Consider the following 11302-nt stretch of genomic DNA (forward strand, 5'->3'; position numbering starts at 1 on the left):
TTAATTATAATAAAATTCCAATAATGCTATGAATATAAGCAACGCTAGAAGGGCTTTACTGTTTACTTTTTTTAATGGAGTAAGAATGATGATTAAACTTCCAATTGTCATTAGCTGTATAAAAAACATCAAAGTACCACAACCCAATGATTGTGTAAAGAGCCACATTATATAAGCAGATAATAAAAGACCCAATCCAATAATTTTGGTTTGTTTGGGATTTTTCTGCATCCATTTTTCAAAACCTAAATCATATGATAAAACAGCTCTTTTTGAGGTATAGTAAAGAGTGTAAAAAGCTAAAAAAACGACAAGACTAGCAATTGTTATCATGTTCTTTTATAGATTAGAGAAGTTTAAAAATGTTTTTTGATTGTGCAAATCTAAGTTATCAAATGAAACAATGCAAGTTATTCTTATTTATTCTAAATTAATTTCTTAAATATAAGTTTGAAGTTGTGTTAAAGCATAGATTTTAAATAAAAAAACCTGTTCAAATAAATGAACAGGTTTAATATATAATTGAAAATTATAATGATTACAATTCTAAAGCACGTTTAGCATCGCCATTCATTAATAATTCTACTGGATTTTCTAAAGCTTCTTTTACAGCAACTAAGAAACCAACAGACTCACGTCCGTCAATGATTCTGTGATCGTAAGAAAGAGCCACATACATCATTGGGTGAATTTCAACTTTTCCGTTTACAGCAATTGGACGCTCGATGATGTTGTGCATTCCTAAGATTCCTGATTGAGGAGGGTTGATGATTGGAGTAGATAACATACTTCCGAAAACTCCACCATTTGTGATTGTAAAAGTTCCTCCAGTCATATCGTCAACTGTAATTTGACCATCACGAGCTCTTAAAGCTAATCTTTTGATTTCAGCCTCAATTCCACGGAAAGTTAGTAATTCAGCATTACGAACAACGGGAACCATTAAACCTTTTGGTCCAGAAACTGCGATAGAGATATCAGCAAAATCGTAAGCGATTTTGTAATCACCATCCATCATAGAGTTAACATCTGGATATAATTGTAATGCTCTTGTTACAGCTTTTGTAAAGAATGACATGAATCCTAAACCTAAACCACCATGTTTTGCCTTGAAAGCATCTTTGTATTCATTACGAATTTGGTTGATTGGAGTCATGTTTACTTCGTTGAAAGTAGTAAGCATAGCAGTTTCATTTTTAGCTGAAACTAATCTTTCTGCTACTTTACGACGTAACATAGATAATTTTGTACGCTCAGTTCCACGGCTTCCACCAGTTGGAGTTCCCATAGAAGGCACTGCATTTACAGCATCGTCTTTAGTGATTCTTCCACCTTTACCAGTTCCTGTTACAGAAGCTGGAGCAATATTTTTTTCGTCTAATATTTTTCTTGCTGCTGGAGATGGAGTTCCTGCTGCATAACTTGTAGCTGCTGGAGCTTGAACTGGCTCTGCTTTTGGAGCTTCAGCTTTTACCTCTGCCTTAGGAGCCTCTGCTTTTGGAGCTTCAGCCGCTGGAGCTGCCGGTGCGCTTCCTGCTGGTTTAGCAGCATCTGTATCAATTAAACAAACTACAGCACCTACTGCAACTGTATCACCTTCTTCAGCTTTTAGTGTAATTACACCGCTCATTTCAGCAGGTAATTCAAGAGTAGCTTTATCTGAATCAACTTCAGCAATAGCCTGATCTTTCTCTACATAATCTCCGTCTTTTACTAACCAAGTTGCAATTTCAACTTCTTTTATTGATTCCCCTGGTGATGGGACTTTCATTTCTAAAATCATCTTTGTTTTGTTTAAGGTTTTATGGTTTCAAGTTTTAGGTTTCAGGCTGTAAAACTTGAAACCTGAAACTTGAAACTTGGAACATTTTTTTATCTAAATAAGTTTTTATCGAATACCATTCTAATTGCATCTGCGTGACGACGTTTTGCACGTGTGTAACTTCCTGATGCAGGAGCAGAATATGCTTTTAATGAAGCTAATCTCCATTTTACAAGATCAAAGTTCATTAACATAAAGCTGTAAGCTCCCATGTTTTTAGGTTCTTCTTGAGCCCAAACATAATCATCAGCGTTTGGATATTTTGCAATGATTTCTTTAATCTGCTCAACTGGGAAAGGGAATAATTGCTCGATACGAACAACTGCGACATCATTTCTTCCGTTGTTTTCTCTTTCAGCCACAATATCATAGTAGAATTTACCTGTACAGAATACTAAAGTTTTTACTCCTTTTTTATCTACTGTATTGTCATCTATTGTTTCTTGGAAACTTCCGTTTGCTAATTCATCAACTGTCGATACGCATCTTGGGTCACGTAGTAAACTTTTTGGAGAGAAAACTACCAATGGTTTACGGAAATTCGTTTTCATTTGTCTTCTCAACAAGTGGAAGAAGTTAGCAGGAGTTGTACAATCTGCAACATACATATTATGTCTTGCACAAAGCTGTAAATAACGTTCCATTCTTGCAGAAGAGTGTTCAGCTCCTTGTCCTTCATATCCGTGAGGTAATAATAAAACAATACCGTTTTGGTTGTTCCATTTATCTTCTCCACAAGAAATATATTGGTCAATCATGATTTGAGCACCGTTAGAGAAATCTCCAAATTGTGCTTCCCAGATTGTTAAGGCTTTCGGGTTTGCTAATGCATATCCGTAATCAAAACCTAGAACACCATATTCAGATAAAAGAGAGTTGAATACTCCAAAGTTTCCTTTTTTGTTTTCAATTCCGTTTAATAAAATTACTTCTTCTTCAGAATCTTCAACTTTAACTACAGCATGACGGTGAGAGAAAGTACCACGCTCAACATCCTGACCAGAAATACGAACGTCAAATCCTTCTGTTAAAAGAGATCCGTAAGCTAATGCTTCTGCAGTTCCCCAATCAAGTGTATTATTATCGTATCCAACTTTTCTGTCCGTAACAATTTTAGTTATCTTGTTGATGAACTTTTTGTCTTCTGGTAAAGTTGAGATCGTGTTGATGATAGAATCTAAACCTTCTTTAGCAAAAGTAGTATCAACTTTTTGAAGCATTTGTGTATCAGTTACCTGAACAAATCCTTCCCATTCGTTTTTCATGAATGGAGTAATGATAGTTAAATCTTTTTTACGAGAAGCTTCTAAGTTTTCTTCTAATTGAGATTTGTATTGTTTTTCTAAACCATTTACATAAGAAGCATCGATTACGCCGTCAGATAATAATTTCTCTGCATAAATGTCTCTTGGGTTTTTATGTTTAGCAATAATTTTATAAAGAACTGGCTGCGTGAAACGAGGCTCATCACCTTCATTATGACCGTATTTTCTATATCCTAATAAATCGATAAATACGTCACGTCCAAATTGCATTCTATAGTCTAATGCAAAAGATACAGCATGTACAACAGCTTCAGCATCGTCAGCATTTACGTGTAATACTGGAGATAAAGTTACTTTGGCAACGTCTGTACAATAAGTAGAAGAACGAGCATCTAAATAGTTAGTCGTAAATCCAACTTGGTTGTTGATTACAATATGGATTGTTCCTCCAGTTTTGTAACCATCTAATTGTGCCATTTGAATGATTTCATAAAGAATACCTTGACCAGCAATTGCGGCATCACCGTGAACAGCGATTGGTAAAACTTTAGAGAAATCGTCAGCAAAATATTTGTCTTGTTTTGCTCTTGTGATACCTTCAATTACAGCTCCAACCGTTTCTAAGTGAGAAGGGTTTGGTGCTAAATTGATGTTGATGCTTTTTCCAGATCTTGTTTTTCTGTCGGCAGTAAGACCTAAGTGGTATTTTACGTCACCATCAAAATATTCTTGATCGTAATCTTTTCCGTCAAATTCACCAAAGATATCCTGAGTAGATTTTCCGAAGATGTTTGCCAAAACGTTCAAACGACCACGGTGAGCCATTCCCATTACGAATTGTTCAACACCTTTTTCTGCAGCTTGCTCGATTAAAGCATCTAAAGCAGGGATGATAGATTCTCCACCTTCTAATGAGAAACGTTTTTGTCCAACATATTTAGTATGAAGGAAATTCTCAAAAGAGACAGCTTCGTTTAATTTATTTAAGATTGTTTTCTTTTCTTCTGTAGAGAAAGTTGGCTGATTAACATTGACAGCCAATTTATCCTGAATCCATTTTACAACGCCAGGATTTCTAATGTACATATATTCAATACCAATATGCTGGCAGTAAATAGCTTTTAAACGGTTTACAATATCTTGTAAAGAAGAAGGAGCCATTCCGATTGTCTGTGCAGCATCAAAAACAGTTGAAAGATCAGCTGTAGTTAATCCGAAGTTTTCAATATCCAAAGTTGGAGATGAAGTTCTACGGTCACGAACAGGATTTGTTTTCGTGAATAAATGCCCGCGCGTACGGTATCCGTCAATTAATTTAAGAACGTTAAATTCTTTCTTTAGTTTTTCAGAAATCTGACTGTAATCTGTGTTATCGCTAGTCACGTACTCAACGATTGTTTGCACCGGATTTTCGTCATTATAAACAGTTTGTCCAAAGTCAAAACCTTGAAAGAAACTTCTCCAGCTAGGCTCAACGCTGTCTGGGTTTACTAAATATTGATCGTATAATTGTGCAAAAAACTCAGTATGCGCTGCGTTTAAAAATGAAAACCTATCCATAATATGAGTGAATATACTTTTTTGTTATATAGAAAGGCAAAAGTACAACAATCACATTTATTTAAATCTTTTTTTTACGTACTTTTACGTAAAAATTTGTTAAAATAAACGTTAACTATGAATAAAATTCAATTTTCAATCGATTGCAGATATTTTTTTGTGATTTTGGCTGTCTTGTTTTCAAGTTATAGTAATGCGCAACAAAAATATGTAATTGACAACAGTAACCATTTTTGGGAAAAAGTTCAATTTGGAGGCGGTTTAGGCCTCGGGTTTGGTTCAGGATACACCAATGTATCTGTAATGCCAAGCGCTATTTACAATATTAACGAAATTGTTGCAGTCGGTGTTGGATTGCAATTTGGTTATTTGTACCAAAGAGATTATTACGAATCGTTTGTTTATGGTGGAAGTTTTATTACGCTTGTAAACCCAATTCCGCAACTGCAATTATCCGCAGAGTTGGAACAAGTTAAGGTTGACACTGATTATGAACAATATTACGGCCCAGGTTTTTCCGATTCTTATTGGAACACAGCCTTATATTTAGGGGCAGGTTACAGAACAGGAAGTGTAACCATAGGAGCTCGTTATGATGTTTTGTACGATCCTAATAAAAGTCTTTACGGTTCTGGATTTATGCCTTTTGTGAGGGTTTATTTCTAAGTTGCTATCCCGATAGCTATCGGGACTGAGAAGCTAAGATTCTAAGTTTTTAATTTCGAAAAATCTTTAAATGAACCAAACTTTATATTCTGATATAACTTTAAAATATTTAACCCAAAATCATCCTGAATTTTTAGAGAGTATTGATTTTAAAGAAGATCAATCTTTTGATTGTTCTGTTAGAAGTAAAAGTGGAAATAGGTTTTTATGGATAGCGACTTACAATTTAGAAATAACTATAGGTTTTGAAAATCATAAAAAGGAATGTGATTGGCATTTTCATGTAGGGGCATCAGGGGGAAATAAACAAAATGAAGAGCTGAAAGAGCTGACAAAGCAATTAAATGAAATTTTAAATAATCACCAGGTTTTTATCTTGAAAGATGATAAATATATTCCATTAGATAAAAATGAAGGACTGGCTGTTGCAGAAAATGAAAAGTTGTATGTATGGAATGAAATATAAATATTCAAAAAACTTAGTATCTCAGCATCTTAGCAACTTAGAGTCTTATTTGTAATAATTTCGAAACCAAACCTTCTGCCATTCTCTTTTTAAAATTAAAAAAGCAACTTGTTCAGCAAGAATAACTAAATCTGAACCATCTAGTTGTTTGATTTCGTTTTCTGGAACGTCAATTATATAAAGGAGATTTAAATATTCAGCAAATTTGTACTGAATCATTCTGTAGACTTTTTCGTGAAGCTGAATCTTTAATTCATCTGGAGAAATGCTTAACGGAAAATCGATTCCTTCATTAGCCAAATTAAAATCCTTATTAATTTGCTCAATAAGATTCAAATATAATGTCTCTGCTTGCGCCTGAGCCAACAAAGATTCTGTATTTACTGGTGCTACAAACATATTATTTTAGATTTTAGATTGCTGATTTATGATTGTAGATTTTTTTCTGAATACTGATACTGAAAACTAAACTTTACGTCCCATTAAATTTTCTCCGAAAGTTCTCAAAACGTCTTTCTTTTCATTGCTGATTTCCATTTTTTCTAACGTATCAAAAGCTTTAAAAGTATACATTTCGATTGCTTCTTGAGTAGCTTTTGATGCTCCAGATTCATTAAAAATAGCCTTAGCAGTTTCGATTTTTTCTGAATTATCTTCTAATTGTAAAGTAAATAATTGTTCTAATTCTGAAGCTTTTTCTTTAGAAGAAAACTCCAAGGCTTTTAGATATAAATACGTTTTTTTGTTCTCAATAATATCGCCTCCAACTTGTTTTCCGAAAGTTTCAGGATCTCCAAAAGCGTCCAGATAATCATCTTGAAGCTGGAAAGCTAAACCTAAATTAAGTCCGAAATCATAAATTAAGTCGGCTTCTTTTTCAGAAGTTTTAGCAACTATAGCGCCCATTTTCATGGCTGCTGCAACCAAAACAGCAGTTTTGTATTCGATCATTTTTAGATATTGAGGAATCGTAACATCTTTACGAGTCTCAAAGTCAACATCCCATTGCTGTCCTTCACAAACTTCAAGAGCTGTTTTGCTAAATAATTTAGCTAGATCTCTAAAAACAATTGGTTCATATTGCTCAAAATATTGGTAAGCCAAAATAAGCATGGCATCTCCAGACAGGATACCAGTATTTAGATTCCATTTTTCATGTACAGTAACTTGGCCTCTTCGTAAAGGAGCGTCGTCCATAATATCATCATGAACCAATGAAAAGTTATGAAAGACTTCAACCGCCATTGCCGCAGGAAGCGCAGTAGTATAATCAGTATCAAAAACTTCGGCAGCCATTAAAGTTAAAACTGGACGAATGCGTTTTCCGCCAAGACCTAAAATGTATTCTATTGGTTCGTAAAGATTTATAGGTTCTTTATGTATGTTTTGACTTTGTAGATAATTGATAAAAAAATCCTGGTACTGACTTATATCGTGCATAATGAATTCTGATTTCGAGCCCCAAAGATACAATTCAATTATGAATTTCAATTACTGAAACGATTAAAAGCTTATTAAGTATTGAGAGGGACCCTTAACCCTTCTCATTTCGAATATGTTAAAATTATTTTGAAAAAACTCGGAAACTTTTTTGGTATTTAGAGTTTCCTGTCTATATTTGCAGCGTTGAATGGAAACTCAAAACACTGTAAAAGTTTCCAAATAGAGTTTTAAAGATTTGTAAAATCTATTAAATCAGGTATTTATGAAAACAAAATGGACCTTAGATTCTAGTCAGTCAGATGTTTTATTAGAAATGAGAAGATCGAGAACTGCTTATATGGGTGGAAGTACAAATAAATTTGATGGTTACGTAAACATTGAAGATAATGAGATCGAAGATGCTTCGGTTGAATTCTCATTGGATATTAATAATAAAAATGAGAGTTTCCAGTCAATAGATGCTTATTTGCAGCTTCAGGACTTTTTTGAAGAAGACGAACATCCAATTATTAGTTTCAAATCGACTTCATTTCAAAAAGTAAATCAGAACATCAATTTTTTTAAAGGAGCTTTAACTATAAAAGATATTACACGAGTAGTTGAATTAGACGCAGAATTCTTAGGAGAAAATATTTATAACGGAGAAAAGAAAGTAGCTTTTGAAATAAAAGGAAATATCAAACGTGAAGACTTTGGTTTAGATTTCAGCTCTTTTAATCATACTTCGGGTGCTGCATTAGGCAAAGACATTAAGCTTATCGCAAATTTAGAATTTAGCATATAAATCTTACTAAACGAATAAATTAATGTAAAATTATTACAAATAACAAGGAAACTATTTTTTTGATTTTAGTTTCCAAACTATATTTGTAATGCAATTTGAAAATTTAAAATGAAAGAGAAGATAATATCAAAAGCAAGTGAATTATTTTTAAAGCTTGGTTTTAAGAGTGTTACAATGGACGATATTGCGGGAGAAATGTGTATTTCAAAAAAAACGATTTACAAATATTTCTGCAATAAAGAAGTTTTGATAGAGGAAAGTACTTCTATGGTTCATAGACAAGTTCACGAAATCATGGATACAATTATTGCAAAGAATTACAATGCGATTCATGAGAATTTTGAGATTAGAGAAATGTTTCGGGATATGTTTAAAAATAACATTGATACTTCGCCTATTTATCAATTAAAAAAACACTATCCAGAGATTTACCAGAATATCTTGTCTTATGAAATTGATCAGTGTACACAGCTTTTTAGAGATAATATCGAAAAAGGAATTCGCGAAGGTCTTTATAGAAGTGATTTGAATGTAGAGGTTTACGTTAAATTTTACTACACTCTTGTTTTTCATATTAATGAAAATACAGTTTCTGAAAGCGAAGCGCAAAGAATAGAATTGGAAGCCTTGGAGTATCATACTCGTGCAATGGCAACCCAAGAAGGAGTAGGGGAATTAGAAAAGCAATTACAGAGAATTAATAATTAATCATCAATCCAAATTGTCGTCATTTTTCTGAGAGAGTTGTAAAGGATAAAATGGCGATGCTATCTCAACTTAAAATAAATATTTAACTACTTATGAAAAGAATCTTTCTTATAGTTTTGTGTACAATAGGCTTGTCTGCCGGCGCACAAACCACTACTTTAACTCTGAAAGACGCAGTCAATTACGCGCTTCAAAATAAAGCTGATGCAAAAAAAGCAAAACTTCAGGTTGAAAATAGTGAGTACCAAATTCAAGAAATACGTTCGAGAGCTTTGCCACAAATTAGTGCAAACGGAAATCTAACTTATAATCCAGTTATTCAAACAACAGTTATTGATGGAGCCGCTTTTGGTGCGCCAGGAACTACAATTCAAGCGGCTTTTGGTCAAAAATGGACATCAACTGCGGGAGTTTCTTTGACTCAAGCTTTGTTTGATCAATCAGTTTTTACAGGTTTAAGAGCCGCAAAAACAACACGCGAGTTCTATCAAATCAACGATCAATTAACTGAAGAACAAGTTATCGAAAGAGTTGCAAATAATTATTATTCAGTTTATGTACAAAAAGAAAGACTTATTTTATTAGACAGCAACTACGTAAATACACAAAAAGTTCGTGATATTGTTCAAGGTCAGTTTGATAACGGTTTAGCTAAAAAAATTGATTTAGACCGTATTATCGTAAAAATGTCTAACATTGATACTGATCGTCAGCAAGTTAAGAATCAGATAGAGTTGCAGGAAAATGCATTAAAGTTTTATATGGGTATGCCTATTGAAGCTCAAATCGTTATGCCAAAAGAAGAATTTGAAGTTGTACCAGCTGCTTTAACACAAGAGCCAAATATTGAAAACAGAACAGAATATTTGCTTTTGAGAAAACAAGAAGAACTTTTAGTATTCAATAAAAAAGCGGTTGAAGCGGGTTATTATCCTACACTTTCATTATCTGCGGGTTACAATTATATCGGACAAGGACCTGAAATGCCTTGGTTTGCAAAACCAGAAAAAGGAGTGTATTGGTCAGATTTCTCGGCTGTTGCTTTAAACTTGCACGTGCCAATCTTTACAGGTTTTGGAACTCGTGCAAAAGTAAGACAGGCTGATATTCAAATCAGAGAACTTCAAGAAGATATTAAAGACACTAAACTTTCTCTTGATTTAGATTATAGAAATGCAATGGCACAGATTAATAATAATCTTGTAACTATTGAAAACCAGAGAGAAAACATGCGTTTGGCGCTAGAAATTCTAAGCAATACCAAAAACAATTACCTTCAAGGTTTGGCATCTTTAACCGATTTGTTAGACGCAGAAAATGCATCACTTGAAGCTCAAAATAACTTTACAAGAGCAGTTTTAAATTATAAAATTGCCGAAATATCTCTAATCAAATCGAAAGGCGAACTTAAATCTCTTACTAAATAACAAATTATTACAATGAAGAAAATAATTATAACAGTCGTAATCATAATTGTAGCTTTTTTTGGAGTTAGCTACATTTTAAATAAGAACAAAGCAGAAAACGAAGCGAAAACTGCAATTGTAGCAGAAAAAAACGCAGCAGTTTCTGTAAAAGTGGCTACAGTAAAAACAGAAGATGTTAACTTAGGTTTTACTGCAAACGGAAACTTCGCACCAATTCAGGAATTGACTTTCTCTGCTGAAAAATCTGGAAAAGTAATTAGTGTTTTAGTAAAAGAAGGTGACTATGTAAGAGTAGGACAAACTCTTTTAACAGTAAGAGGTGATGTTATCAATGTAAACGCTCAAGCAGCTGAAGCAGCATATCAAAACGCAAAATCTGATTATGCTAGATATGAAAATGCTTTTAAAACTGGCGGTGTTACAAAACAGCAATTAGATCAAGCAAAATTAGCTTTAACTAATGCTCAATCTAACTATACTCAAGCTAAAATTAATGTTGGAGATACAAGAGTAAAAGCTCCAATTAACGGATACATCAATAAAAAATATATCGAGCCAGGATCTATTTTAGCTGGAATGCCTGCAACAGCTTTATTTGATATTGTAAATGTTTCTAAATTAAAATTGACTGCAACTGTAAACGAAACGCAAGTTGCTAGTTTAAAATTAGGACAAACTGTGGACATTACAGCAAGTGTTTATCCTGATAAATCATTTAGCGGAAAAATTACTTTCATTGCTGCAAAAGCAGATGCTTCTTTAAATTTCCCTGTTGAAATCGAAATTACAAACAATGCTAACAACGACTTAAAAGCAGGTATGTACGGAACTGCAAACTTTGGTGCTAAAAACCAAAAACAAAACTTGAAAGTTGTTCCTAGAAATGCATTTGTTGGAAGTGTGAGCAGTAATGAAATTTTTGTTGTAGAAAACGGTGTTGCTAAATTAAGAAAAGTAGTTGCTGGAAGAATTTTAGGAGATAAAGTTGAAATTATCAACGGTTTAAATGACGGAGAAACTGTTATTGTTACAGGTCAAATCAACTTACAAGACGGAAATACAGTAGAAATTATTAAATAATTATTTGGCTATAAGCATTAAGCTATAGGCTATAAGCAATTTAAAAGCTTAAAGCCTACTGCCTACAGCTTAAAGCATAAA

At 33.4% G+C, this 11302-nt stretch carries 11 protein-coding genes; 6 read left to right on the forward strand and 5 right to left on the reverse strand.

Annotated features, from left to right (window positions below; genetic code table 11):
• The 3 genes from OD917_RS13005 to OD917_RS13015 all read right to left on the reverse strand — a co-directional run bounded on the left by OD917_RS13005 (position 1) and on the right by OD917_RS13015 (position 4647).
• Entirely contained in the window at positions 1-333 is a 333-nt protein-coding gene (locus OD917_RS13005) for a hypothetical protein (protein ID WP_263523910.1), read from the reverse strand.
• Positions 334-538: 205 nt separating this feature from the next.
• Positions 539-1783 carry a 2-oxoglutarate dehydrogenase complex dihydrolipoyllysine-residue succinyltransferase gene (gene odhB, locus OD917_RS13010; RefSeq protein WP_263523911.1) on the reverse strand — a complete coding sequence of 415 codons (1245 nt, stop codon included), beginning with the start codon at positions 1781-1783 and terminating at the stop codon, positions 539-541.
• An 89-nt stretch (positions 1784-1872) separates the two neighbouring features.
• Positions 1873-4647, reverse strand: coding sequence for a 2-oxoglutarate dehydrogenase E1 component (locus OD917_RS13015; RefSeq protein ID WP_263523912.1), 2775 nt, complete (start codon positions 4645-4647; stop codon positions 1873-1875).
• 117 nt (positions 4648-4764) lie between these two features.
• Between OD917_RS13015 and OD917_RS13020 the strand changes: the two genes are divergently transcribed.
• Complete coding sequence (locus tag OD917_RS13020) at positions 4765-5313, forward strand: hypothetical protein (RefSeq protein WP_263523913.1); 549 nt, start codon at positions 4765-4767, stop codon at positions 5311-5313.
• 70 nt (positions 5314-5383) lie between these two features.
• Positions 5384-5779, forward strand: coding sequence for a hypothetical protein (locus tag OD917_RS13025; protein ID WP_263523914.1), 396 nt, complete (start codon positions 5384-5386; stop codon positions 5777-5779).
• A 45-nt stretch (positions 5780-5824) separates the two neighbouring features.
• Here the strand turns inward: OD917_RS13025 and OD917_RS13030 are convergent, their stop codons facing one another.
• Together OD917_RS13030 and OD917_RS13035 are read right to left on the reverse strand one after the other, a co-directional pair.
• Positions 5825-6178 (reverse strand): hypothetical protein, encoded by a 354-nt coding sequence (locus OD917_RS13030; RefSeq protein ID WP_111286231.1) that lies wholly within the window; start codon positions 6176-6178, stop codon positions 5825-5827.
• Between the two features lie 66 nt (positions 6179-6244).
• On the reverse strand, positions 6245-7219 hold the full coding sequence (locus tag OD917_RS13035) for a polyprenyl synthetase family protein (RefSeq protein ID WP_263524578.1): 975 nt from the start codon (positions 7217-7219) through the stop codon (positions 6245-6247).
• A 265-nt stretch (positions 7220-7484) separates the two neighbouring features.
• On the opposite strand from OD917_RS13035, the gene OD917_RS13040 reads away from it, so the two are divergent.
• The 4 genes from OD917_RS13040 (at position 7485) to OD917_RS13055 (ending at position 11221) form a co-directional block, all read left to right on the forward strand.
• Positions 7485-8006 (forward strand): YceI family protein, encoded by a 522-nt coding sequence (locus OD917_RS13040; protein WP_263523915.1) that lies wholly within the window; start codon positions 7485-7487, stop codon positions 8004-8006.
• Between the two features lie 108 nt (positions 8007-8114).
• A complete protein-coding gene (locus OD917_RS13045; protein WP_263523916.1) occupies positions 8115-8714 on the forward strand; it encodes a TetR/AcrR family transcriptional regulator in 600 nt (199 codons plus the stop codon).
• A 92-nt stretch (positions 8715-8806) separates the two neighbouring features.
• On the forward strand, positions 8807-10141 hold the full coding sequence (locus OD917_RS13050) for a TolC family protein (protein WP_263523917.1): 1335 nt from the start codon (positions 8807-8809) through the stop codon (positions 10139-10141).
• 12 nt (positions 10142-10153) lie between these two features.
• Positions 10154-11221: an efflux RND transporter periplasmic adaptor subunit gene (locus tag OD917_RS13055; protein WP_263523918.1), complete on the forward strand. Its 1068-nt coding sequence runs from the start codon at positions 10154-10156 to the stop codon at positions 11219-11221.
• Positions 11222-11302: the final 81 nt, after the last annotated feature.

This window comes from Flavobacterium sp. SH_e (genome assembly GCF_025717045.1).
Classification (GTDB): Bacteria; Bacteroidota; Bacteroidia; order Flavobacteriales; family Flavobacteriaceae; genus Flavobacterium.